The organism is Rhodococcus qingshengii JCM 15477, from assembly GCF_023221595.1.
Lineage (GTDB): Bacteria > Actinomycetota > Actinomycetes > Mycobacteriales > Mycobacteriaceae > Rhodococcus_F > Rhodococcus_F qingshengii.
This window is the reverse complement of record NZ_CP096563.1, coordinates 341,407-365,212: the sequence shown is the minus strand read 5'-3', so window position 1 is coordinate 365,212 and position 23,806 is coordinate 341,407. Positions and strand designations below refer to the sequence as shown.

The 23,806-nt window shown below is 62.8% G+C and carries 24 protein-coding genes and 2 tRNA genes; 13 read left to right on the top strand and 13 right to left on the bottom strand.

Features of this window, described 5'->3' with window-relative positions:
- The first annotated feature begins 193 nt into the window (after positions 1-193).
- The 5 genes from M0639_RS01645 (at position 194) to M0639_RS01625 (ending at position 4,635) form a co-directional block, all read left to right on the top strand.
- Positions 194-1,339: a DNA cytosine methyltransferase gene (locus M0639_RS01645; RefSeq protein ID WP_030535749.1), complete on the top strand. Its 1,146-nt coding sequence runs from the start codon at positions 194-196 to the stop codon at positions 1,337-1,339.
- A complete protein-coding gene (locus M0639_RS01640; protein WP_064073563.1) occupies positions 1,336-2,196 on the top strand; it encodes a hypothetical protein in 861 nt (286 codons plus the stop codon). The genes M0639_RS01645 and M0639_RS01640 overlap by 4 nt, the downstream gene beginning before the upstream one ends.
- A 10-nt stretch (positions 2,197-2,206) precedes the next feature.
- Complete coding sequence (locus M0639_RS01635; RefSeq protein ID WP_019746481.1) at positions 2,207-2,611, top strand: very short patch repair endonuclease; 405 nt, start codon at positions 2,207-2,209, stop codon at positions 2,609-2,611.
- Between the two features lie 10 nt (positions 2,612-2,621).
- Positions 2,622-3,311: a DUF998 domain-containing protein gene (locus M0639_RS01630; RefSeq protein WP_007731663.1), complete on the top strand. Its 690-nt coding sequence runs from the start codon at positions 2,622-2,624 to the stop codon at positions 3,309-3,311.
- A gap of 79 nt (positions 3,312-3,390) precedes the next feature.
- Entirely contained in the window at positions 3,391-4,635 is a 1,245-nt protein-coding gene (locus M0639_RS01625; RefSeq protein ID WP_064073564.1) for an alpha/beta hydrolase family protein, read from the top strand.
- Between the two features lies 1 nt (position 4,636).
- Here the strand turns inward: M0639_RS01625 and M0639_RS01620 are convergent, their stop codons facing one another.
- Positions 4,637-5,815, bottom strand: coding sequence for a cation:proton antiporter (locus tag M0639_RS01620; RefSeq protein ID WP_047271529.1), 1,179 nt, complete (start codon positions 5,813-5,815; stop codon positions 4,637-4,639).
- A 357-nt stretch (positions 5,816-6,172) separates the two neighbouring features.
- Here M0639_RS01620 and M0639_RS01615 point away from each other — a divergent pair, with 357 nt between their 5' ends.
- Entirely contained in the window at positions 6,173-6,727 is a 555-nt protein-coding gene (locus tag M0639_RS01615) for a DUF4352 domain-containing protein (RefSeq protein ID WP_054827392.1), read from the top strand.
- 86 nt (positions 6,728-6,813) lie between these two features.
- Here M0639_RS01615 and M0639_RS01610 read toward each other — a convergent pair whose 3' ends face one another.
- From M0639_RS01610 to M0639_RS01570, 9 genes are all read right to left on the bottom strand, one after another.
- Positions 6,814-7,443, bottom strand: coding sequence for a pyridoxamine 5'-phosphate oxidase family protein (locus M0639_RS01610; RefSeq protein ID WP_064073566.1), 630 nt, complete (start codon positions 7,441-7,443; stop codon positions 6,814-6,816).
- Positions 7,440-8,255: an ABC transporter ATP-binding protein gene (locus M0639_RS01605; protein WP_064073567.1), complete on the bottom strand. Its 816-nt coding sequence runs from the start codon at positions 8,253-8,255 to the stop codon at positions 7,440-7,442. Before M0639_RS01605 ends, M0639_RS01610 begins: the two co-directional genes overlap by 4 nt.
- Positions 8,252-9,304: a FecCD family ABC transporter permease gene (locus M0639_RS01600; protein ID WP_064073568.1), complete on the bottom strand. Its 1,053-nt coding sequence runs from the start codon at positions 9,302-9,304 to the stop codon at positions 8,252-8,254. The genes M0639_RS01605 and M0639_RS01600 overlap by 4 nt, the downstream gene beginning before the upstream one ends.
- Positions 9,301-10,344: a FecCD family ABC transporter permease gene (locus M0639_RS01595; protein WP_003943862.1), complete on the bottom strand. Its 1,044-nt coding sequence runs from the start codon at positions 10,342-10,344 to the stop codon at positions 9,301-9,303. Before M0639_RS01595 ends, M0639_RS01600 begins: the two co-directional genes overlap by 4 nt.
- Positions 10,341-11,375 (bottom strand): iron-siderophore ABC transporter substrate-binding protein, encoded by a 1,035-nt coding sequence (locus M0639_RS01590; RefSeq protein WP_003943792.1) that lies wholly within the window; start codon positions 11,373-11,375, stop codon positions 10,341-10,343. Before M0639_RS01590 ends, M0639_RS01595 begins: the two co-directional genes overlap by 4 nt.
- Positions 11,376-11,531: 156 nt before the next feature.
- Entirely contained in the window at positions 11,532-12,449 is a 918-nt protein-coding gene (locus M0639_RS01585; protein ID WP_082893097.1) for a helix-turn-helix domain-containing protein, read from the bottom strand.
- A 46-nt stretch (positions 12,450-12,495) separates the two neighbouring features.
- A tRNA-Arg gene (locus M0639_RS01580) sits at positions 12,496-12,568 on the bottom strand.
- 82 nt (positions 12,569-12,650) lie between these two features.
- Positions 12,651-12,742: transfer RNA gene (locus tag M0639_RS01575), tRNA-Ser, on the bottom strand.
- A gap of 96 nt (positions 12,743-12,838) precedes the next feature.
- Complete coding sequence (locus M0639_RS01570) at positions 12,839-13,558, bottom strand: dienelactone hydrolase family protein (RefSeq protein WP_003943860.1); 720 nt, start codon at positions 13,556-13,558, stop codon at positions 12,839-12,841.
- A gap of 61 nt (positions 13,559-13,619) precedes the next feature.
- On the opposite strand from M0639_RS01570, the gene hisC reads away from it, so the two are divergent.
- The 3 genes from hisC to M0639_RS01555 all read left to right on the top strand — a co-directional run bounded on the left by hisC (position 13,620) and on the right by M0639_RS01555 (position 17,398).
- Entirely contained in the window at positions 13,620-14,696 is a 1,077-nt protein-coding gene (gene hisC / locus M0639_RS01565; protein ID WP_064073569.1) for a histidinol-phosphate transaminase, read from the top strand.
- A 100-nt stretch (positions 14,697-14,796) separates the two neighbouring features.
- Complete coding sequence (locus tag M0639_RS01560; RefSeq protein WP_064073570.1) at positions 14,797-16,491, top strand: bifunctional metallophosphatase/5'-nucleotidase; 1,695 nt, start codon at positions 14,797-14,799, stop codon at positions 16,489-16,491.
- A gap of 37 nt (positions 16,492-16,528) precedes the next feature.
- The gene (locus M0639_RS01555) at positions 16,529-17,398 is read left to right on the top strand and encodes an MYG1 family protein (RefSeq protein WP_064073571.1); all 870 of its coding nucleotides are present in this window, start codon (positions 16,529-16,531) and stop codon (positions 17,396-17,398) included.
- An 8-nt stretch (positions 17,399-17,406) separates the two neighbouring features.
- Here M0639_RS01555 and M0639_RS01550 read toward each other — a convergent pair whose 3' ends face one another.
- Positions 17,407-18,417, bottom strand: a complete 1,011-nt coding sequence (locus tag M0639_RS01550; protein WP_064073572.1) for an alpha/beta hydrolase — start codon at positions 18,415-18,417, stop codon at positions 17,407-17,409.
- A 399-nt stretch (positions 18,418-18,816) separates the two neighbouring features.
- Between M0639_RS01550 and M0639_RS01545 the strand changes: the two genes are divergently transcribed.
- The 4 genes from M0639_RS01545 (at position 18,817) to M0639_RS01530 (ending at position 21,930) form a co-directional block, all read left to right on the top strand.
- A complete protein-coding gene (locus M0639_RS01545; protein WP_007731691.1) occupies positions 18,817-19,437 on the top strand; it encodes a LysE family translocator in 621 nt (206 codons plus the stop codon).
- Between the two features lie 25 nt (positions 19,438-19,462).
- On the top strand, positions 19,463-19,867 hold the full coding sequence (locus M0639_RS01540) for a DUF4259 domain-containing protein (protein WP_007731693.1): 405 nt from the start codon (positions 19,463-19,465) through the stop codon (positions 19,865-19,867).
- Positions 19,868-20,027: 160 nt separating this feature from the next.
- Positions 20,028-21,236: an aspartate transaminase gene (locus tag M0639_RS01535; RefSeq protein WP_064073573.1), complete on the top strand. Its 1,209-nt coding sequence runs from the start codon at positions 20,028-20,030 to the stop codon at positions 21,234-21,236.
- A 25-nt stretch (positions 21,237-21,261) separates the two neighbouring features.
- The gene (locus M0639_RS01530) at positions 21,262-21,930 is read left to right on the top strand and encodes a 4-carboxy-4-hydroxy-2-oxoadipate aldolase/oxaloacetate decarboxylase (RefSeq protein WP_007731695.1); all 669 of its coding nucleotides are present in this window, start codon (positions 21,262-21,264) and stop codon (positions 21,928-21,930) included.
- A gap of 59 nt (positions 21,931-21,989) precedes the next feature.
- On the opposite strand, the gene M0639_RS01525 is transcribed toward M0639_RS01530, so the two are convergent.
- Positions 21,990-23,033, bottom strand: a complete 1,044-nt coding sequence (locus M0639_RS01525; protein ID WP_054827404.1) for an L-idonate 5-dehydrogenase — start codon at positions 23,031-23,033, stop codon at positions 21,990-21,992.
- Positions 23,034-23,044: 11 nt separating this feature from the next.
- On the bottom strand, positions 23,045-23,800 hold the full coding sequence (locus M0639_RS01520; RefSeq protein WP_007731698.1) for an SDR family oxidoreductase: 756 nt from the start codon (positions 23,798-23,800) through the stop codon (positions 23,045-23,047).
- Between the last annotated feature and the right edge of the window lie 6 nt (positions 23,801-23,806).

Here is a 23,806-nt window from a genome sequence, read left to right as displayed (position 1 = left end):
GGTTATTGCTTCGATCAGGGACCTTTTAGGGACTTCGATCGGCCCCGAAGATCTCGATGTAAGCCGTTTCACAACGGTTCTTCCGTAAGGAGCACGCCGCGGACCGAATAGTTGGCAAACGGTGTCGGAGTTCTCGAGTACCGTGCTTCTAGGTCGGTTCGTGAGGAAGGGTGCTGTGACGTCGTCGCGGAGCATGGTGGGTTTGTTTGCCGGTATCGGTGGTCTCGAGTTGGGGCTCTCGGAACATGGGTGGAACACCGAACTGCTGTGTGAAATCGATCCGGGCGCGCAGGCAGTTCTCCGTTCGCGTTTCGCCGACGTGCCGTTGCACGGTGACGTCACCAAACTTCGCGCGCTGCCCAGTGACATCGAATTGGTGGCCGCCGGTTTCCCCTGCCAGGACCTCTCTCAGGCCGGCAAAACGGCAGGCATCACCGGCGCACGCTCAGGCCTGGTGGACGAGGTGTTCCGTCTGGTCAAGCGTAAGAAGGGCCCGCGCTGGCTGTTGATCGAGAACGTTCCGTTCATGCTCCAGCTCGGCAAGGGCGCCGCCATGCGGCACATCACCGACGCCCTCGAAGACCTCGGATACACCTGGGCGTACCGGGTGGTCGACGCCCGCGCCTTCGGACTCCCCCAGCGTCGCCAGCGAGTCATCATGCTTGCCTCGCGCACAGATGATCCTCGCGAAATCCTGTTCGGCCAGGACGCCGGCGAGCGCCTGGGTGGCGATCCCGCGGACTACCCCTGCGGCTTCTACTGGACGGAAGGCACTCGCGGTCTCGGATGGGCCGTCAATGCCGTGCCGACGCTCAAGGGCGGCTCGTCCGTCGGCATCCCCAGTCAGCCGGCAGTCCGGTTGCCGTCAGGTGAGATCGTCACTCCCGGTCTAGTCGATGCCGAGCGACTGCAGGGTTTCGATCCCGACTGGACGCTGCCGTCCGTCGAGGTTCCCGGCCTACGCCACAGCCATCGCTGGAAGCTCGTCGGCAATGCCGTGAGCGTGCGGATGGCGTCGTGGGTCGGTGGCCGGTTGAGCGATCCCATCGAATACGACGCCGCGGGCGAGACGCCACTCGAACCGGGCGACGCCTGGCCGAGTGCGGCCTGGGGCCGTAACCGCCAGGCCTTCCGCGTCCATACCTCGACCTGGCCGGTCCAGTACGACTACGAGGATCTGAGCGGCTTCCTCGAAGACACGCGGTTGCTGTCGGCTCGGGCCACCGCCGGCTTCCTCAAGCGCGCACGCATGGGTAATCTTCGGTTCATCCCCGGTTTCATCGAGGACGTCGAAAGCCATCTCGAGCGGATGGGCGGATACCCCGAGGCCGCAGCATGACGGACTCGCTGTTCCCCGAACCTGAAACGCTGTTTTCCGAGCCGGAACACGAACCACTGTGGAGTGCACTGCAACTCGCGGGCGACAAGCCCCCGGCCGACGCCGATCGCGGCGAGAAGAAGAACTACGCCCAGCGACTGTCCAATCAACTGGCACAGACGGTGGCCGACGCTCTGCGTCCGCTGTATCCCAACATCACCCCGACGGCGTCCGGAGAAGGCCAGGAGGCAACAGTCGATGTCGCCAAGGGCCGAAAGCGCTTGGACGTCAAGGCACTCGACCCCACTCTCGGCCTGATCCTCTGCGTCTCCATCAAGACGTACAACTTCCAGGACTACAGTCCCCGCAGCGGCAAGCTGGGACGGTGGACCAAGAACATCGTCCGCAACGACCACGAATTGCGTGGCGAGGCAATGGTTCTGCATCAGCGTCAGCCGTACAGCGTGTTGGTCGCCGTCATGTTCGAGCCGTACGCCACCTGCGACGACGGCGACCCGACCAAGACCAGCGATACCGGCAAATCCTCTTTTGCACACCACGTCACGACGCTCTCGAAGCGCTCGGGTCGGGGCAAGCGCGCGGTGGTCGGCGTTCCGGGAAAGGCCTGGGTGGATCTCGGCGCCGAAGACACGCGCTACGACCTCTTCGAGAAGGTCTACATCGGACTCTACGAACCCGATGGTGCAGTCCGGTTCTTCGACGTCGACGAACCACCGCCGCGCAACGGCCGCCCCACCGAGAGCCAGACTCTCTCGTTCACCGACTTCGTGACCGTCGTGCACGGTGAAGTGGAGCGTCGCAACAGGTTTGCGCCCACCTGGTCCGATCCCGAAGACAGCGAAGATTCCGACGGCTGAGGGAACCACGGTGCCTGCGACGGATCCTGCCACCAGCGCTCGGATGAGCGCTCAGCGTCGGCGCGACACCAAACCCGAAATCGCACTTCGACGCGAGCTGCATCGACGCGGACTCCGGTACTTCGTGGATCGGGCGCCTGTCAAAGGTGTTCGCCGACGGGCCGATCTGGTATTTCCACGCCGCAAAGTCGCGGTGTTCGTGGACGGATGCTTCTGGCACAGCTGCCCGCAGCATGCGACGTTTCCCAAGAACAACGCGCAGTGGTGGACGGACAAGTTGGCCGCCAACGTGGTTCGAGACCGCGACACCGATGCACGTCTGGCAGAGCAGGGTTGGACCGTCATCCGCATCTGGGAGCACGAAGATCCGCTGGTAGCGGCCGAACGCGTCCAGAAAGCCCTGCTCGGTCCGTAAGCTCGATTTCGTGAAGGAACGCAACGTTGCGCGGTGGGGTTTGGTGGCTGCACTGGCTCTGGGCGGAATCGTCTACTCGTCGTGGATTCTCGAATTCTTCCTGGACACCGGCCTCGACCCGGTGACATCGTTCCTCAGCGAACTCGATGCCGAGAACCAGAAATACCGCGATGTCTTCGGTAACGCCGATGTCCTGTCCGCAATCTTGATGTTGATCTCCGGAGCGCTGGGCCTGCTGATCACGCCCCGGCGAAGGCTCTACGTCACGGGCTGGATTGCGCTGGCAGTGTTCGGCATCGCGACCATCGCCGACGCGTCGTTCCCCCTCGAATGCTCGGGCGAGGGTTGCCCGTCGAGCGCACCCGACGGTCTACTTCCGCAGCTCCACCATGTTCACGCGTTGACGAGCAGCGTGGCGGTCTTCGCGATCTTCACCGCGATGATCGCATTCACCGTGGGAGCATTCAGGTATCGCGAGCACCCTTCTTTGCGGACGACGGGTCTGACCATTCTGATCCTGACTTCCCTTGCGACGGTGTGGATGTTGACGACCAACAGCATCGAAGTCTCCGGCGGCGGTAATCTCGGACTGGGTATCGCTCAACGTGCGCAGGTGCTGGGAATGTCGTTGTGGTTGTGCACCCTGGCATTTGCGATGTCGAGGCCGCCATCCACCGGGCTCCCGGCGTCGCCGCGCTGACAGGTTTTCCGGCAAGCGATTCGGGCGATCCTGGAACTACAACTGAAAATGGCTGCCCCGAACTAGCGAAGGTGTGCCCATGTCTCTCGCGTCGTCGTTCTTCGCCCATCCGCACCAGGCGTTCACTGCTGGTTTCTATCGCAACGAATCCTTCGACTTCGAGCTACGAGTCGTTCTCGGGCAAGCCACCTTCGGCGCGGCAGACACCGGCGAAGTGCTCTCGGCCATCGCTCACGTCGGCGAGAAGGACCTCGAAGGCTGGTACGAGGCCTGGTTCGACCTCGGTACACGGGTATTCGGGCAGGCCGTAGAGGCAGCCGAGGCCGGGCATTCGCGAAGCGCGTCCAACGCGTACCTGCGGGCGGCGTCGTACTTCGGTGTGGCGATCAACGCCGTCGACGGTCTCAGCGACGATTCGGTTCTGGTCCCCACTTTCAAACGTCACCGACAGGCGTGGGACCGCTTCGTCGACACCACCTCCCGGCCCGTCGAACGCGTCCGGATCCCTTACGAGGACACCTACCTGCCCGGATACTTCTTCCGGCCGACCGGCGACGTGCGACGGCCGACGTTGATCATGGTGAACGGTAGCGACGGCCCGATCAGCGGGCTGTGGGGCAGCGGCGGTGCCGGGGCGCTCGAGCGGGGCTACAACGTGTTGATGTTCGACGGTCCCGGTCAGCAGTCGATGCTCTTCGAGCGCAACATCCCGTTCCGTCACGACTGGGAAGCCGTCATCACGCCCGTCGTCGACTATCTCGTGGACCGGCCGGACGTCGATGCGTCGAAGCTGGCGATGTACGGGATCAGTCAGGGCGGGTACTGGGTGCCGCAGTCGTTGGCGTTCGAGCATCGGATCGCGGCAGCGATCGCCGATCCGGGGGTCGTGGACGTGGCCGCGTCGTGGCTCGCCCATATCCCCAAGAACATGCAGAAGCTACTCGACGAGGGGAAGTCGGAGGCCTTCGACCGCGACATGGCGATAGGGCTGGGGATGAAATTCTCGAAGGACAGCGCCCGGATCTGGCGTTTCCGAGCGCGTCCGTACCTCGCCGACGGCTACTACAACACTCTCGCCGAGGTTCGGAAGTACCACCTCGAAGACGTCGCCGGCTCGATCTCCACTCCCCTGCTCATCACCGATCCGGAAGACGAGCAATTCTGGCCTGGTCAATCCAAGCGGCTTGCCGCCCTCGCCGGCGGACCGACGACGGTGGTTCCCTTCACCGCTGCCGAGGGCGCGAACTTCCACTGCCAGCCCATGGCGAGGCGTCTGACTGATCAGCGGATGTTCGACTGGCTCGACGAGCAGTTGGATCTCTGAATCAGGACACTTTCTCCTTTTTCGTCAACAGAGTGGCAATCATCGGCAACAGCAGAACCGTGATCGCCCCGGCCGCGACAAGAATCGACGCGTTGTCCGAGGACATCTGATGCGCGTCGACGGCCGCGCCCGTGACCGCCACGATCATGGGCAGGCCGGTAGCCCCGTACAACGCGACTTGCGCACTTTCGCGCGTGGTGAAGGGTGGTTCGACCTTCTCGAACTTGGTCACGAAGAACACCGGCACGCCGCGGACTACAACGATCAGGATCAAAAACGCAATCAGTATGCCGGGACTGGCGGCGACCGCCGAGACGTCGATCGCCATGCCTGAAGTGATGAAGAAAATCGGGATGAGGAACCCGAAGGCGATCCCGTCGAGCTTGATCTCGAGGCGCTCGTCGCCCTCTGGCATCAATCGCCGCAGGATGAAGCCGGCCGCAAATGCACCGAGAATGACGTCGAGTGAGAACACAGCCGACAGCACTCCGAGGCTGACCAACAACAGAACGGTGAGGCGGACCGTCGTCTGCGCCGTCGTGTCCGCCCCTGCCCGCACCAGGCGATGTGTCCACGAGCCTTCGTGAATCAGCTTGCCGGGCAGCACCGCAACGATGACAGCGATCAAGGCGAAGACGGCAAGAACGATCAGCGACAGCACGGCACCACGGGCACTCAGCAGCACCGCCATCGCGACGACCGGCCCGAGCTCGCCGACGGCCCCGTGGTTGAGGACGGTCTTACCCAAGCGTGTGTCGAGGAGTTTGTTGTCCTTGAGGATCGGCAGCAGCGTGCCCAGAGCGGTCGACGTCATCGCGATGGCAACAGCGGCTTCGGCGGAGATCACGTTCCTCATGCCAAGCAGCGCGACCACCGTGAACGCCAGCGCGAGGCAGAACAGCCACGTGTAGAGCGCTCGACGTCCGCCGCGCCCACTGAGTTCCTGTCGGTCGATCTCGTAGCCGGCGAGCAGGAACAGCATGCCGAGGCCGAGTTCGCGCAGGATGCCGATCGCTTCGCTGTCAGCTGCGATGTTGAGGGCGAACGGCCCGACCACTGCGCCCGCGACCAGTAGCAACACCACTTCGGGAACCAGTCGACGCGGGATCAGGCCCGCGACTATCGGCGCGATGGCCGCGATCAGCGCAATCCAGAACAGCGAGGAGGCAATTGAAGGCACGGATCATTGTCGGACAAAACCGACCACTCTGCACACATTGCGACCGGTCAGTCTGGTAGAAGTATCGAATGCTCACCTAGTAATGCGTGAGCAATCCCACGTGAAGGAACGGCCATGACACAACCCCCGCAGGACCCTAACCAGCCATATGGCCAGCCGCCTCAGCAGCCGTACGGGCAGCAACCCCAGCAGCCCTACGGACAGCAACCACCGGCTCAGCAACCTTATGGACAGCCTTATCCAGATCAGTCTGGCGCGCCGTTCCCGGGCCAGTACGCTCAGCCGGCCGGTGGATTTCAGCAACCGCCGCCTTCACCGGCGAAAAAGAAGAAGTGGCCATGGGTCGTCGGAGGCATCGTGGCGTTCTTCGTGATTGTCGCGATCGCCACTGGCGGCGGGGACAAAGACAAGGAAGAATCCGCCGCGGCCCCCACAACCACGCAAGCCGCGGACAACGGTGCCTCCGTGGCCGCAGTTGCCCCGGCCGAAGCTCCCAAGGAAACGAAGTCTTCGAATCCCGGAATCGGCGAGGAAGTGCGAGACGGAAAGTTCGGTTTCGTCGTGACGGGTATCGAGACCGGCCTCACGACGATCGGCGACAATCCCTACTTGCAAGAGCAAGCTGAGGGTCAGTTCGTACTCGTTCACGTCGAGATCACGAACACTTCCGACAAGCCCCAGGCTTACTTCGGATCCAATCAGACCTTGATCGACACCGAAGGTCGCGAGTTCACCAACAACACGATGGCAGCGATCAATATCGACGCCGAAACCGCGATCGGCGGCGACATAAACCCCGGCATCACACGGAAGACCACCATTGTCTTCGACATCCCGACCAGTGCCACCCCCAAGGAGATCGAGGTACACGACTCGATGTTCTCCGGTGGCGCCACAATTTCGCTTCAGTAAACCCGGAACAGTAAGAACGACGGTCTCCACCAGTTGACGATCAGCTGGTGGAGTCCGTTCTCCTGCGAAAGGCCAACGGACTGAGGTCAGTACAGGTACTTGCGGTACGCCTCTTGTCTGGCGGGTTCGAGGTCCTCGACGCGCAGGCTGTGTTGCTCCGCCATCATGTCGCGCAGACTCGGCACCTCATCGGATGCCGGCCACGTCGACAGATCCCACAACTTCGCCCGCAGAATTGCTCTCGCGCAATGCAGATACGCCTCGTCGATCTGCACGATCACCGCAAGCTGTGCAGGCTTGCCGTTCATCGCCATCGAATCCAACAGATCAGGATCGGTGGACAGAGTCGCCGTGCCGTTGACGCGCACGATCTCGTCGTGCCCGGGCGCGAGAAAGAGGATCCCCACGTGAGGATTCTCGATCATGTTCCGGTACGAGTCAGCGCGCCGGTTGCCCGGACGATCCGGGAGCACGAGCGTCTTCTCGTCGGGAAACAGAACCTGACTGACCAGGTCTCCACGCGGCGAGCAGTCGCAATTTCCGGCCGCATCGGATGTCGCGAGCACAAAAAACCGTGCCTGCTCGATGAATTCACGGATCAACGGAGTCGTGTAAGCGGTCTGCTTCTCCATGATCGTCGGATGGGGCTGTCCGAGAATCGCATTGAGTTGTTCCACGGATTCGATCCGCCCGCCCGGGGCGTTCGACGCCGTCACGTCGACACGTCGTCGAGCACATGGTGGCGCCCGAGCGGCAACACCAACGGCTTACCCGACATGGGGTCGGGGATGATTCGGCTCTCGAGACCGAACACGGTGCGGACGTTGTCGCTCGTGAGCACCTCGGCAGGATCACCCGCCGCGTAGACCCGGCGATCGGCCATGGCGACGAGGTAGTCGCCGTAGCGGGCGGCGAGATTGAGATCGTGCAGAACCATGACAATCGTTGTACCCCGAGTCCGGTTCAGGTCGGTGAGCAGGTCCAAGACCTCAACCTGGTGGCTCACGTCCAAGAAGGTGGTCGGCTCGTCGAGTAGAAGCAGATCGGTTTGTTGGGCGAGCGCCATCGCAATCCACACACGTTGGCGCTGACCACCGGAAAGCTCGTCCACCGATCGTTCGGCCAATCCGGTTGTGTCCGTGGCCGCAAGCGCCTCGGCGACAGCTGCGTCATCCTCGCGGCTCCACCTCGACAGCACCCGCTGATGTGGATGACGACCACGGCCGACGAGATCGGCGACAACTATCCCTTCCGGTGCGATCGGTGACTGCGGCAGCAGACCGAGCGTGCGAGCGAGCTTCTTCGCAGGCAGGCGATGAACATCCTTGCCGTCCAACAGAACATGACCGCTTCGAGGACTGAGTAGCCGCGACATCGACCGCAGCAGTGTCGATTTGCCGCACGCGTTGGCGCCCACGATGGTCGTGATCTTTCCCGGCGGCACCGCGAGGTCGAGCGATTCGACGACGGTCCGTCCTCCGTAACCGAGTTCGAGGTTTTCGACAGTCAGAGTATGGGATTCGGTCACAGCGAACCTCCCGTTCGGTTGGAGCGAATGATGAGGTAGACAAGATACGGCGCTCCCAGCGCACCGGTCACCACGCCAACGGGGTAGCGGGTGCCGAAGGCGTACTGTCCGCAGAAATCGGCGACGAGCACCAGCAGCGCTCCGACCAGCGCCGACGGAATCAAAAGTGATGTTCCCGGACCGACGATGCGGGCGGCGATGGGCCCTGACAGAAATGCGACGAAGGCGATGGGCCCCGCAGCGGCAGTGGCAAAGGCGATGAGTCCGACGGCCGCAATGATCGTCAGAATGCGCGTTCGTTCCACTCTGACGCCGAGCGCTTGTGCTGCGTCGTCACCGAGCTGGATGGTCGAAAGGTTGCGCGATTGGCTCAGCAGCACCGGCCCGAGCAAGACCAGCGCCAGGAGTACGGGAACCGTCGAACCCCAGTTGGCACCGTTGAGACTGCCGGTGAGCCAACGCATCGTCTCCTGCAGATCCCACGCGGCGGCGGTACTGAGAAGGTAGGCGGTGACGCTGTCGAGCATCGCGGCGATGCCGATACCGATCAGGATCAGCCGAGTGCCCGCTACACCGTCCCGGAAAGACAGAACGTAGATCAAGATTGCGACGCCCAGACCGACAGCGATAGCAAAAACCGATACCTGTGAACCGCCGAGTGAAAGCGAGATGATCGCGAAAGCCGCTGCAGCGCTTGCGCCGGAGCTGATTCCGATGATGTCGGGGCTCGCGAGCGGGTTGCGCAGCATCGTCTGGAACGTGATGCCGCCCAAGCCGAAACAGATTCCGGCGACCACAGCGAGGACAGCGCGAGGCAACCGGAGGCGGCCGACGGTGAACGAGGCACCAGGCACGTTCTCCCCCAGCACGACCCGAAGCACATCTGACGGCGGGTAGAAGGTTTTTCCCACCATCAGAGTGACCGCGAAGGATGCGACGGCGAGGACCGTCAGCACGGCAATCACGATGCGGCGGCGTCTACCTCGTCGGATACGGCTTGCTCCGACTGCGTCGACCTCGACTTCGGGAGTAACGAATGTAGTGGTCACAGCTCACGTATTTTCTGACGGCGGACTATGTAAATGAAGAAGGGCGCTCCGATGAGCGCGGTGATGATGCCGACGTCGATTTCGCTCGGCCGGGCGACAATTCGTCCGAGAATGTCGGCGGCGACGAGAAGGCCGGCACCTGTCAGCGCAGAAAACGGTAGTAGCCAACGGTTGTCAATCCCGATCAGCAACCGGCACAGATGCGGGACAACCAAACCGACGAAGCCGATCGGTCCGGCAATGGCAGTGGCTGCACCGCAGAGCAACACTGCACCGAGCGCTGCCACTGCACGAACCACCGCGACGCGTTCGCCGAGACCTGATGCAACCTCGTCGCCGAGCGCAAGAGAGTTGAGACTGCGCGCTGACAGCAGACAGATCACGAAGCCGACAATGAGGAAAGGCAGACCCTGCCGGATCACCTCGAAACTCGCGCCACCGACGCCGCCGATCTGCCACGAACGAATGTTGCCCGCAATATCGTTTCGCGGCAGCATGATCGCAGTGATGAACGAAGCAAACGCAGCCGATGTTGCGGCCCCGGCAAGAGCCAACTTGAGTGGCGTGGCTCCACCTCGCCCGAGTGACCCGACTACGTAGACGAACAATGCCGCCCCGGCTGCACCGAGTACGGCCACCCAGATCATGCTGGTCTGGGTCCACAGTCCGAACCACGCCATTCCGATCACCACGGCGAGCGAAGCGCCCATGTTGACGCCCAGGATTCCGGGATCCGCCAAAGGGTTTCGGGTGATCCCCTGCATCACTGCGCCGGCAAGACCGAGCGCAGCTCCCACGATTATCGCGAGCACCGTCCGCGGAATGCGCTTGGCAATCGCGCCCTGACCGATGTTGTCCGTTGAACCACTCAGTGCGGCAAAGATATCGGACCAGTCGACGTCACGAGAGCCGATGACGATCGAGGCGCACATGAGCACCGCGAGGACAACGAGAAGGGCGATCAGCCACAGCGAATTGCCGAACGTCGGGCGCCGCGTATCGCGAGCGCCCGACGTCGAATCCTGCGAGGTTACAGTCACTCCGACTTTCCAGCGGCCCCGGCGAGCAGATCGACGTAGTCGCCGAGTACCCACGAAATTGCGAGTGGAGTCGGGTTGGCCGCCGTTCCCATCGGCCCGGTCCCATTGAGGAACACGATCGAGTTATTGGCGACGGCAGGCATCTGCGAGAGCAATGGGTCAGCCTTGAGTGCGTCGACAAGTGCCTGGTCACCGTAGGTGACGATCAGTTCGACGTCGTCGAAGACGTCCACACGCTCCGCACTGACCTTCTTCGAGAACTCACCACCCGTCGAGGCGTCGGCAACGCTCTTCGGCGTCGAAAGTCCGAGGTCCTCGAAGAACGCGGCGCGCGTGTCGTTCGCCGTGTAGAAGCTGACCTGGCTCAGATCAGCGGTGTCGACGTGCGTCAGGAACATGGTTGCCTTGCCTGCAAGCTGCGGATGCGCGGCAACCTCGTCGGCGATCTCCTTCTCGATGGTGGAGATCAGTTCCTGCCCTTCGGATTCCATGCCGAGGCCCATGCTGTTGAACTTGATGACGTCACGCCACGACGTCGCCCACGGCCCCTCGGGATACGCCACAACCGGAGCGATCTCACTGAGAGTGTCGTAGTCCTCCTGCGTCAATCCGGAGTATGCGGCAAGAATGACGTCAGGGTTCGTATCGGAGACGGCTTCGAAGTCGATGCCGTCGGTCTCGTCGAAGAGCACCGGCGGCTTCGCGCCAAGGTCGTCGAGCTTTTCCTCGACCCACGGCAGCATTCCGTTGCCGTTGTCGTCACCGAAAGTCGCCGCTGCCATTCCGACGGGAACCACGCCGAGAGCAAGGGGCACTTCGTGATTGGCCCAGGCAACGGTGGCAACTCGCTCCGGCTTGGCGTCGATCGTCGTAGTTCCGAAAGCGTGCTCGATCGTGACAGGGAAGGAGCTGGATCCGCTTCCGGCGCTGCCGCCGTCGGCGGTCTCCGAGGAGTCGGAACTGCAAGCTGTCATGCCGAGGGCGACTGCGACCGCTGCTGCGGCCACCGCCAAGAAGCGTTTTGAACGCATGAAAACAGAACTCTCTCGAGAAGGGGTACGGCCCTCAACCCGGCTCAATCAGGAACTTAGGTGAGGTTTGCCTAAACCGTATACGGGAGGGCAATGTGGCGCAATCGCGTGTTTGGGACACCCCGTGTAGCGATCGAGACAAGGTGTGATGGCCGATCAGCTAGCCCGGAACATCCCTGGTGTAGCGCCGGTAGTGCGCCGGAATGCCGCCCCGAATGCGCTGGTCGAGTGGTAGCCCACACGCTCGGCAACCTCTTGTAGATCCAAGCCGTGGGCAAGAAGGGTCACCGCTCGTTGGGCGCGCACAGCCGAGACCCACTGCCCGAAACTCATCCCGGTCTCCGACCGAAATACCCGGGTGATGGTTCGCGGGCTGACACCGAGGAGCCTTGCCCAGTCGGACAGCGTTCGCATGTCACTCGGATCGTCACCGATCGCATCGACGATGGGTTGCAGAAGTGGCGAGTCCGGCACCAGCACCAGCAACTCGTTCGGCGACGGTGCCAGCACGTCGATCACCATCTGCTCCGTGAGCGAGCGTGAAGAGGTTCCGAGTGAATCGTCTGCCAGTCGCTCGAGGAGGTTCCGCAGCAGCGGAGTGACCTCGATCGCCACCGGCACGTCGGACAGAGAAGGAACTGACGCGATGTCGAGCTGAGCGGCCCGATACCAGGTGCCGGCCGGCGCGATCGCCGAGTGCAGGACGCCGGCGGGCATCCACAGACCGACGGTCGGCGTAATGGTCCACGTGCGCGATCCCACCGTGGCGCTCGACGCTCCTCGCTCGTTCCACAACAATTCGTGGGTCGGGTGCGAGTGCGCCTCCCACCGGGTCTCGCGGGAGACAAGCTCGTCCATGCCCGCGATGACAAAGGGCACCTCGACCGCCCCGGCCGAGTAGACCGGGAGCGTCCGACTGTCGACGGTCTCCAACGGGTTCTCCTCGGTTCGCGTGGCTGCTCCGCAGAAAGCATAGGTCGCGGGGATCGGTTGTCGGTTCCCACGATCGCGAGGATCACCGCCCGAAATCGCCGAGGTGACCTCACACACATTCAAGAATTGCGTATGCACCACAACAAAAAGAAGGTCACAGACCTGAAGTCTGTGACCTTCTTTCTTGTGCGCCCGAAGGGATTCGAACCCCTAACCTCTTGATCCGTAGTCAAGTGCTCTATCCGTTGAGCTACGGGCGCATGTTCTGTTGTCTTGCTGGTCTTGCGTGTCTTACCGTCGTAATTTCTATCATTTCTAACCCGCCGGTCAAAATCACCGGCTTGGCGGAGGCGAGAGGATTTGAACCTCCGGTCCCTCGTAAAAGGGACAACTCATTAGCAGTGAGTCCCATTCGGCCGCTCTGGCACGCCTCCCTGGGGGTTCCGATCCTTTCGGACCGCCGGATCGAAAGATTACACACCCTTCGCCACCAAAGGCAAAACGTGTGGTCAGCGGGCTGTTTTGTGGACTTACCGCAGGTGGCTGTCGAACCAGTCGAAGATCCGGGTCTGAGCTTCGATGATCGAGGCCGAATCAGGGTCGTCGAGGTCAGCGTCCTCGGACAGCTGTGGCGGCTCGTCCGCCCGGTGAGCCAGTCCGGCGTAGCTGACCACCAGTGTCGCGACGTCGGCCTTCGCGGTCGCTTCCCGGAGCAGAGTCACGTGTTCGCGAGGCGTGCTGGGATCGTCCTCGCCGTACAGCGCCAGCCACGGCGCCTGCAGGGAAGTGGCCGCGTCGACAAGCGCCTGAGCATCTACCGACAAGGCTTCGACGATTCCCCGGGCGGCGACGCTCACCGCGGCGCCGACGGGACGGCTGGTGGCCACGAGCATCGCGGCGGTACCGGCGTCGTCGAATCCGAGCACCCCGATGGTGTCTGCGAGAACTTCGCGTCCGACGAGCCAATCGAGGGTCGCGTCGAAGTCGGCGAAGAGGTTGTCACCGAACACCTCACCCTGCATGTGTTCGGGTTCGCGGTGAAACAGGTGAGGTGCGACGCTCACCCACCCTTCGCCGGCAAGCGCGCACATCAGATTCAGCAGAGCCGGGCTGAACTTCCGGGCTTCATGCAGGACGACGATCCCGCCCCGCGTCGGGCCGTCCGGCTCCACCACGGTCAGCGGAACAGCCGTGGCGACCTCCCCTTCGGCTCCGCGCAGATACGCGGTGGCTCGGAAGATTTCCGACATCTTCTAACTCTGACACGCAGACGGCCGCTACGCACCAAATCAGTGCGCGCATAATCGACTCGTGACCGCACACATTCGCCCTGACCTCGCCTCCATCCCCGCCTACGTTCCCGGACGCAATTTTCCGGGTGCGATCAAGCTGGCGAGCAACGAAACGACAGTAGGGCCGTTGCCCGGTGTGCGTGACGCCGTCGCCGACGCGGTCGCCAATGCCAACCGCTACCCGGACAATGCCGCGGTTGCACTCATCGAGGCGCTGGCCAGCTTCTTGAAAGTCGAGCCGGCCAACGTCGCCGCTGGTTGCGGCTCCGTGACGCTGTGCCAGGAACTCGTGCAGATCACGTGCGATCAGGGTGACGAGGTCATCTACGCGTGGCGTTCGTTCGAGGCGTACCCCGTGGTCACCCAGGTCGGCCATGCCGTCTCGGTCAAGGTTCCGCTGACCGAGGACTTCGGCCACGACCTCGACGCGATGCTGGCCGCGATCACGGATCGCACGCGGTTGATCTTCGTATGCAACCCCAACAACCCGACCGGCAATGCACTGTCGAAGGCAGAGCTCGAGAGCTTCCTCGACGCGGTCCCGGCGCACGTCGTCGTCGCACTCGACGAGGCGTACTTCGAATACTCACGCTCGGACGCCGACGGCATCGAGCTGTTCCGCAGCCGCCCCAACGTGGTTGTTCTGCGCACCTTCTCGAAGGCGTACGGCCTCGCGGGAATCCGCGTGGGTTACGCGGTCGCGGATCCGGAGATCATCGTGGCCCTCGGCAAGGTGCACACCCCGTTCACCGTGAGCGCTGTCGCGCAGGCCGCCGCAATCGCTTCCCTGGCTGCAGCAGACGAACTGCTTGCCCGCACCGAAGGTGTCATCGCCGAGCGGACGCGAGTTCGAACCGCTCTGATCGAAGCCGGGTACACCGTCCCCGAGTCGTCGGCGAACTTCGTCTATCTCCCCCTCGGGGAGCTCTCTCCCGCTTTTGCCGAGGCGAGTACCGAAGCGGGCATTCTGATCCGCCAGTACGGCGTCGAGGGCGTCCGGATGACCATCGGCGATCCACACGAGAACGACGCGTTCCTCGCTTTCGCTGACACCGACGTCGCGAAGCAGGCCGCGGGCATCGGCGTCACCGCGTGACACTCGATACATAACTGTTACGCCGGGGACTGGAATTCGTTTCGGCAGACGGGCACACTCAGGGAGGTTCGAGGCCGGTCCGAGTGAGGGAGCACGACGCATGACGCGACGCATGACACGAACGTGTGCCGTGCTCGCAACGACCCTTCTCGCCACCACCGCGACCTCCCTGAGTGGCGTCGCCAACGCAGAGTCCCAGGACACGGTGTCGGTACGTCTGTTGGCGTTCAACGATCTGCACGGCAGTCTCCGCCCGCCGGAAGGTGTTCGCAGCGAGATCAGGCAGGCCGACGGCTCTCTTACCCCCGCAGGTGGCGCGGCGTATCTCGCTGCTTACGTGACGCAACTTCGCAGCCAAGCCACCAACTCGCTGCTGTATTCGGTCGGTGACAACTGGGGATCGTCGGCGCTCGAGTCGGCGATGTTCAACGACGAACCGACGGTCGAACTCCTGAACCGGATGAAGATCGACGCTTCCGCGATCGGCAACCACGAACTGGACAAAGGGCTCGCCGAGTTCCGTCGCATGCAGTCCGGCGGTTGCTCCGCTGTCGATGCGTGCACGTTCAGTCCGTCCTTCGACGGCGCCAACTTCCCACTGATGGCCGCGAACATGACGTACACCAACGGCACCCCGGCCACGCTGCCCTTCACCGTGAACATGGTCGACGGCATTCCGCTCGGAGTAATCGCGATATCCCCCGCCAACACGTCGCAGATCGTGACACCAGGCGGGATCGCCGATCTGCAGTTCGGCGACGAGGTCGAAGCGATCAACCGCACCGCCGACGTCCTCGACTTCTTCGGCGTCAAAGCCATCACCGTCCTCCTGCACCGTGGGGACGAACCGGCCGTCGAAGGTGGGCCCAACGACTGCAACGTCGAGTCCGGGCCGGCCCGCGACATCGCCCTTCGTGCGTCACCGAAGGTGGACGTCATCTTCACCGCCGACAGCCACCAGCAGTACAACTGCGAATTCCCTGATCCCGCAGGCAATCCCAGAGTCGTGATGCAGGGCGCTTCGCACGGCCGGATCGTGTCCGTCGCAGACGTCACCATCGATCGCAACACACGCGAGGTCGTTCGCGATCAGACGTCCGCGTTCAATCAGATAGTGACACACGATATTTCGCCGGATCCCGATATTCAGGCTCTCGCCGACCGGGCCTGGTCGGAGGCGTCGGACAGCGCTCAGCGGCCGGTGGGGACCATTACCGCCGATCTGACACGCGACCGCGTCCCCAGCGGCGAATCGACACTCGGCAACCTGGTCGCCGACGCTCAACTCGCCGCCGGATCGACACGAGGCGCCCAACTAGCGTTGACGAACCCTGGCGGCATGCGCGAGGACTTGGACTTCGGCACTTCCGGCCAGGTCACCTACCGCCAGGCCTACGGTGTTCAGCCATTCGGTAACAGCCTCGAGGTGCTCTCCGTCACAGGAGCGGTGTTGAAGGACGCACTCGAACAGCAATTCCAGATCGACCTCGACGGCACCGCTACCGAGCGCATCCTCTCCCCGTCCGCGGGCTTCACCTACGCCATGGACCGGCGAGCAGCGCCGGGCTCGCGAATCTCGGAAATGCGCCTGAACGGGCAGGACATCGCCCCCGACGGCGCCTACAGCGTCGTGGTGAACAAGTTCCTCGCCGAGGGCGGGGACGGTTTCACCGCACTGAAGAACTCCACCCAGATGACCGGCGCGGGCAACGACCTCGACGCCTTGACTGCCCTGTTCGCAGCCGGGTCCCCGGTCTCGCCGCCTGCCACCGATCGCATCCGCACCGTCGGCTGAATAGGCATCCCCCCGCTCGATTGCCTAGTCTCGACGGGTGATCATCGCGACCCATAACGGCAAGTTCCATGCAGACGACGTCTTCGGCGTATCGCTGCTCAAGCAGCTGTACCCCGACGCCACCGTCGTTCGCAGCCGTGACGAGTCCGTCCTCGACAGCGCGGACATCGTGCTCGACGTCGGCGGTCGCTACAACCCGGCCGAGGGGCGCTTCGACCATCACCAGCGTGATGCCGGCGAGCGCAGCAACGGCATCCTGTACTCCGCCTTCGGTCTGCTCTGGCAGGAATACGGCCTGCAGTTCTGTGAAGGCGACGCCTCCGTGTTCCGCCGTATCGACAGCCGACTGGTCGAGGGCATCGACGCCGTCGACAACGGCCAAGAGATCTACACCCTCAACGACTACGGCACCAAGCCTTTTGATCTGTCGTCCGTGCTGGACCTTTTCAATCCGATCTCGTCCACCGACGAGGAGTTCGACACCCAGTTCGAGCTGGCCGTCGTTCTCGCAACCCAGGTCTTGATTCGCCTGCGCGCCAAGTACGCCGGCGACGCGGCCGCCGAGCGCGAGTTCACCGAGACCTACGAAAAAGCAACGGATCCGCGCTTCGTCGTCCTGGAACGCTTCGTTCCCCACGGCCGCGCCGCGTCTGCCCAGCCGGAGCTGCTGTTCACCATCTTCCCGAACACCAACGGCGGCTGGTCGATTCAGACGGTCAAGCCTGCTGACTCCAAGTTCGGTTCACGAAAGCTGTTGCCGGAGCAGTGGCGCGGCCTGAACGGCTCGGATCTTGCCGCCCAGACGGGCGTCGACAGTTCGGTCTTCTGCCACAAGGCCGGGTTCATCGCGGCGGCGCAGACCCGTGACGGCGCCCTCCAATTGCTCGAACTGGCACTGGCCGAGTAGTTCTCAGCTCACATTCCCAGCGCCGTCTTCACCGTCGGCCAGGAATCGTGAAGCGCGTCTTGCCAGTACGGCCACGAATGGGTGCCGTCGTTCCGATACGCGAATACTGCGGGAATCGACAACTCGCCCAACCTCGCTTCGAACAGTTGTGTGCACGTATTAGCGAGCGCCTCGAGCGGTCCGCCTTCGATGGCAGTCTGCAGTCCACTCGGGGTGAAGACGTTGTCGTATTCTCCGGGCGCACCTGTACCGGAGGACACGTAGATCGTCTTCCCTCGCAGCGTTTCCGCGTTGGTGGACGGGTCGTGCTTTTGCCAGTCGGGGTCCGACGCCGGGCCCCACATGTTGGTGGCGTCGCCCGCCTTGCTGGCCACGGTGAGCCGTACGGAGTCCTGCGAGGACGATTCGGAGTTGTCGAGACAGCCACTGTACGAGGCCAATCCGGTGTAGAGCTTCGGGTGATGTGTGATGAGGTTGGCCGCGCCGAGCGCACCCATGGACACCCCGCCGACCACGTTCGTCCCATTTCCGGAAAACGCAGAATCGATCAACGTCGGAAGTTCTTCTGCGAGAAACGATTCCCACTCGTTCACACCGAGGTTCGGATCGTCGTTCTTCCAGTTGGTGTAGAAACTGCCGGTACCGCCAACAGGGAGAACGACGTTGACGTTCTTGTCGGCGAAAAACGCTTCGATGTCGGTCTTTTGAGTCCAGGTGCTTTCGGAGTATCCGGATTCCGAACCGGCACTGACGCCGTCGAGTAGGTAGAAGGACGGACGCGAACCGGCACTCGACGCTGGATGCAGAACCTGCACTTGCACCTCGCGCCGCATGGCCGGCGACTCGACGAAGACGGCACTGCGTGTGGGCGACAACTGCTCTATGCGATTGATGTGAGCCCCGGCCTGACCGGCCGAATCTCCTGGTGGGTTTTCAGGTGCCGGTTCGGCATACGCCACTCCGCCCACGACAAGCGCGAGCACGACCAACACAATCCCGACAAACCCAAATCTCCGCATCCGTCAAGCGCCCCCTGAGCATCGCACGACTACCGCTGACTCTCGATTGGACAGGACGAACGTCCCGGGGTCAACCCACTGGTTGGGATTTATTACTCGCGGGTATCCAATGGAGTTGGACAGTTCTCCACCGATGCACACACAGGTGTGGATAACTTCATTCACATCCGCTTCCCAGTTGTGCATAACCTGTGGACAAAAGGATGAATTACAACATAGTTATTCCTTCTACCTGCAACGATTCGTTTCCCCACAGTGTGCATAACTTTGTCGAACAGGGCTCGCGAGACGCCGGTTTCCGGGCGTGTCCATGCAGTTCACACCGCCGCGCCACTCTTTGTTCACAGGCCCGACACCACCGGCCGACAATGCTCCCCACCCCGACTTCATACTTGTTGCATGCTGACCGCTCTGCTCGCCGCCACAGCTGTGCTCGCCCTACTGACTCTGGTCCCCGGGCCCGACATGGCCGTCGTGACGCAGGCTGCTCTCGGCGCGGGCAGATCCGCCGGTTTCCGGGTAGCTGCCGGCATCGTCTCGGGCCTTCTGGTGTGGGGTCTGTTGACCGTCCTCGGGCTGTCGGCGATCCTGGCCGCGTCGGCGGAGGCGTACACCGTCGTCAAGCTCGCCGGCGCGGCTTACCTGATCTATCTCGGTGTGCGAGCACTGTGGGAGAGCCGGACGTCGCGGATGCAACACAATGCCGACGCTCCACGATCGCAGAAGGCCGGGACATGGAAGACGGGCTTCACCACCAACCTGCTCAACCCCAAGATCGCCGTCTTCTACACCGGACTGTTGCCGCAGTTGGTTCCGGCCGGGTGGCCGACGGGACCGTCGCTTGCATTGCTGGTGCTCATCCACGCAGCCATCACCATCGTGTGGCTCAGTGGCTACGTGGTCCTTCTCTCGCGAGCGCGTAGCACCTTCGAGAAGCCCCGAGTGCGACAGGCACTCGAGCGCATAACCGGAACAGTTCTTCTAGGATTCGGAGCGAAGATCGCGCTCGAAGCGCGCTGAGACGGCAATCGGAAAAGAGTAGACAGTGGGCGCGTGGGGATCGGGACCGTTCGAGAACGACGGTGCAGGGGATTTGATCGCGTCCATCGGGCACGGTGACTTCACCTTCGAATCGGTGGAGTGGGCATTCGAGGACGACTACCTCGAGGTGGACGGCGGCCAAATCGCCATCGCCTTGCTCGAATTGGTGCTGATCGTGCGCGCCGATCACAAGCGCGACCCCGCCACCGAAGACCTCGATCTCGATTCCTTCACCGCGGCCCTGACCAGCGAACGGCTCACCTGGTTGATCGAAATGGTGGAGCGCACCATCGCATCGACCGATTCGGAACTGTTCGAATTGTGGGACGAGCAGGGACCGGAAGAGCTTGCGTCGTGGCGAGTTCCCGTCGTGGACGGTCTCGAGGATCTGCGCGTTCTGTCGGTCTGATTCCGTCACCGCTCCATCACGTTTGCTTATCGGGCCACAACGGTTCGGTCTTGGTCAGATTCCCTGGTAGGACCCTATGGTCGAACGGATCACCGAGTGAGAACTGTGGCTCGTCGACGACGGGAATCCACGCTCACCCCGGACCCAGGAGCAGACCATCATGGCGACTTTCGTTCCGGCTGCGCGCGTCGACAGAATCAGGGAGTCGCCGAGTGTGGCTGCCGCACAACGAGTGCGCGAGCTGAAGGCCCAGGGCCGTGAAATACTCGACCTGACCGTCGGGGAGCCCGATTTCGACACACCCGACAACATCAAGTCTGCGGCGATCACTGCGATCAACACGGGTCAGACCAAGTACACCGCAGTCAACGGCATCCCGGCTCTACGCGAGGCAATCGCAGCACGCGCGGCTTCGCGAACCGGAATCCAGTACGCGGACAACCAGATCACCGTCGGCGGCGGCGCGAAACAGGTCATCTTCCTCGCTCTCATGGCGACGGTCGAAGCCGGCGTCGAGGTTATCGTTCCCGCCCCTTACTGGGTTTCGTACCCGGATATGGTCCTCGCTCACGACGGAACTCCGGTGATCGTTCAGTGCGAGGAGTCCGACAACTTTCTTCTCACAGCCGAAGCACTATCCGCTGCAATCACTTCGAACACCAAGTGGGTCATCCTCAATGCCCCGGGCAACCCCACCGGATCTGTGTACACCCGCGAGCAGCTGCAGGCCCTCGCCGAAGTGATCGAGGCCAATCCCCATGTCAGTGTGTTGGTCGACGAGATCTACGACGAGATCAACTTCGGCGACGCTCCGATCCCGAGTCTGCTGCAGGTCGCTCCGCACCTCCGTGATCAGGTACTGGTCACCAACGGAGTCTCCAAGTCTCATGCCATGACCGGGTGGCGACTCGGATACGGACTCGGAAATTCCGGATTGATCGGCGCCGTCAACAAACTGCAGGGTCAGAGTTCTTCCTGCCCGTCCTCGATCAGCCAGGCCGCAGCCGTGGAAGCCCTCACCGGCGACCAGAGTTTCCTCACCGAATCCGTACGAAGTTACCGACGACGACGCGACCTCTCGGCTCACCTCCTCGGTGTTGTCCCCGGGCTCGAGCCCGTCGTGCCGCAGGGTGCGTTCTACCTGTTCGTCAACTGTGCCGGCTTGATCGGCAAGCAGACCCCGGATGGCACCGTGATCGAGTCCGACCAGGATCTCGTCCTCTATCTCCTCGACGAGGCGTCGGTTGCCACCATTCAGGGTTCGGCTTACGGCGCATCGCCGTACTTCCGTATCTCCTTCGCCACCTCCGAGGCCGTCCTCGAAAAGGCCGCGGCACAGATCGCCGCGGCAGTCGAACGCCTTTCCTGATCTTTCATACTTTCTGGAGTACAAGATGATTCACGTCAAGACGAAAATTGATCGCGCGGACAAGGACCTGATTGCCGAACTGGGGACGTTCTCCGCGGCCACGATTCACGAGGCACAGGGACGTAAGGGGTCGCTGCATCCGGCGATCAAACCGATCGACCGCGACATGAAGTTCTGCGGCTCCGCCTTCACAGTCAAGTGCCATCCCCGTGACAACCTCATGCTGCAGGTTGCGATCAGCTACGCACAGCCGGGTGACGTCCTGATCGTCTCTTCAGGTGATCAAGCCGCCGGCCAGTTCGGCGATGTCCTCGCCAATGCCTGTGTTGCGCGCGGCATTACCGCACTGGTCACCGACGGCGGAGTGCGCGATACCCGGGAGATCCGCGAACTCGGATTCCCCGTCTTCTCCAAGCACGTGTACATCGAGGGAACCGTCAAGGAATCTCTCGGCCCGATCAACCATCCCCTGGTCTTCGGAGAACAGGTCATTTATCCCGGTGACGTCGTCAAGGGTGACTGCGACGGCGTTGTCGTGGTCCGCCGCGAGGAGGTTGCCGAGGCAATCGAACTCTCGCGTGCCCGTGACGAAGCCGAAGCCGGGTATATCGAGCGTTACAAGCGAGGCGAGACCCCACTCGAGGTGAGCAATCTGACTGCCCTGCTGGAAGCCAAGGGCCTGGTGGTCGAATAACCTGCTGTGCGCCTTTATTAACCACCCGCGGTTAATAAAGGCGCACAGGGTCGAAGGACTCAGAACCGCAACAGCACCTTCCCCGACACCGAAGCATCCTTGGCGACTGCGAAGGCTTCCAGAGCTTCCTCGACCGGATATTCGTGTGTGAGAACAGCATCGACAGCAAGCGAACCGTCGGCGAGGGCGAGCAGCACCTCGTCGATTTCGTCGTTGAAGCGGAATGAGCCCACCAACTCCAACTCTCGCGTGATCGCCAGCGAAATGTGTACCGGTTGAGGTCCGGACGGAAGAAGCCCGAGCATGACCACCCGTCCACCGCGCGTCGCCCCGCGAATAGCGGATTCGAGCCCGCGATGATTGCCGGTGCACTCGACGACCACGTCGGCATCGGATGCGGCGACTGCCTCGGCGTCGGTGGCCTCGAGAACCCGATCCGCACCGAGCGTCGACGCGATCTGCAGCGGAACGTCGTGCACGTCGACCGCGGTGATCGACTGCGCGCCTGCTCGTTTGAGCACAGCCACGACCAGTGCGCCGATGGGTCCGCAGCCGACGACCAGCGCCTTCTTCCCGCGTACGTCTCCCGCTCGCGAAACAGCGTGCCAGGCAACGCTTGCCGGTTCGGCTACCGACGCAGTCCGCAGGTCCAACCCCTCGGGCAGTTCCCGGAGCATGCGTGTCGGGAGCACTGCGTATTTCACGAAGGCGCCCTCGGTGTGTGGGTACTGCGCTGCACTTCCCAGGTATGTGCAGCAGGGCGAGAGGTTGGGCCGATCGCTCGGGAACCGAGGCGCGGTCCCACCGGGCGTTGCGGGGTGTACGGCCACGGAAGTTCCAACTGCCGGCCCCGTTCCGTCCGCCGCGGCCGTCACGACCGTGCCGACCACCTCGTGACCGAGCAGCATCGGCGCCTTCAGAATCGACTCCCCCGCCGCGCCGTGCGTCCAGTAGTGCAGATCTGATCCACACACACCGCCGTAAGCGATCTCGATCACTGCCTGCTCGGCGGTCGGCGCAGTCAACGCAACATGCTCGACCCGCAGGTCACCTGCCGCATGGGCCACCACTCCGAGCGTCGTTTCCGGTAGTACAAAACTCATGATGCGCTCTCTCAGTCGTTGCGACGGATGAAGTCGAGGCCACCGGGCACCTGGAAGGTGGGGAGCACCTCGATGAGACCAAGATTGACGTGACCAGGGGCGTCGATCGCGAACTCGATGGTATCCGCGATGTCCTTGGTAGTGATGGATTCGTAGCCTTCGTAGAAGGTCTCCCACGCTTCCTTCATGGCTTCGGGCGTGCCGCCGAGGTTGCGACCGAAGATCTCGGTCTCGACCCGGCCGGGGCAGATCTCGGTCACTCGAATCCGCTTGCCGATGCAGTCGTTTCGCAGCTGGCGCGAAATCTGGTGCACCGCAGCCTTGGTCGCGTGGTAGGCAGTGTGGCCGTAGAAGTTGTACAGGCCGGCGATGGAGCTGATGTTGACGACATGACCTAGATCGCGCTCCACCATTCCCGGCAGCAGAATGCGGCACAGGTGCAGCACTGCACGAAGATTCACGTCCACCATCGCGTCGACCGATGCTTCTTCGGCGTCGAGAATGTTTCCGGTTGCGGACACCCCCGCGTTGTTGACGAGGATGTCGATCTCCAGTCCGCCGACAGCTTCGGCGAGCGCGGCGGTGTCGGTGATGTCCACGGGCAGAGGGATCATTCCGGTGCGATCGGCAACCTCACCGAGCTTGTCGGCATTGCGGGCGACGCCGTAGACCGTCAGTCCGCGCTTGGTGAACATCTCGGTGACGGCGGCACCCATTCCGGTGTTGGCGCCGGTGACGAGAGCTGTGCGGTAATCGGAGAAAGGCATTGTGTG

Excerpts from the sequence above, each read along its gene's own strand:
- M0639_RS01645 (WP_030535749.1), top strand. The coding sequence starts at position 194 with ATGGTGGGTTTGTTTGCCGGTATCGGTGGTCTCGAGTTGGGGCTCTCG.
- M0639_RS01640 (WP_064073563.1), top strand. The coding sequence starts at position 1,336 with ATGACGGACTCGCTGTTCCCCGAACCTGAAACGCTGTTTTCCGAGCCG.
- M0639_RS01625 (WP_064073564.1), top strand. The coding sequence starts at position 3,391 with ATGTCTCTCGCGTCGTCGTTCTTCGCCCATCCGCACCAGGCGTTCACT.
- M0639_RS01590 (WP_003943792.1), bottom strand. The coding sequence starts at position 11,375 with ATGCGTTCAAAACGCTTCTTGGCGGTGGCCGCAGCAGCGGTCGCAGTC.
- M0639_RS01570 (WP_003943860.1), bottom strand. The coding sequence starts at position 13,558 with ATGTCGGAAATCTTCCGAGCCACCGCGTATCTGCGCGGAGCCGAAGGG.
- M0639_RS01560 (WP_064073570.1), top strand. The coding sequence starts at position 14,797 with ATGACGCGACGCATGACACGAACGTGTGCCGTGCTCGCAACGACCCTT.
- M0639_RS01550 (WP_064073572.1), bottom strand. The coding sequence starts at position 18,417 with ATGCGGAGATTTGGGTTTGTCGGGATTGTGTTGGTCGTGCTCGCGCTT.
- M0639_RS01545 (WP_007731691.1), top strand. The coding sequence starts at position 18,817 with ATGCTGACCGCTCTGCTCGCCGCCACAGCTGTGCTCGCCCTACTGACT.
- M0639_RS01535 (WP_064073573.1), top strand. The coding sequence starts at position 20,028 with ATGGCGACTTTCGTTCCGGCTGCGCGCGTCGACAGAATCAGGGAGTCG.
- M0639_RS01530 (WP_007731695.1), top strand. The coding sequence starts at position 21,262 with ATGATTCACGTCAAGACGAAAATTGATCGCGCGGACAAGGACCTGATT.
- M0639_RS01525 (WP_054827404.1), bottom strand. The coding sequence starts at position 23,033 with ATGAGTTTTGTACTACCGGAAACGACGCTCGGAGTGGTGGCCCATGCG.
- M0639_RS01520 (WP_007731698.1), bottom strand. The coding sequence starts at position 23,800 with ATGCCTTTCTCCGATTACCGCACAGCTCTCGTCACCGGCGCCAACACC.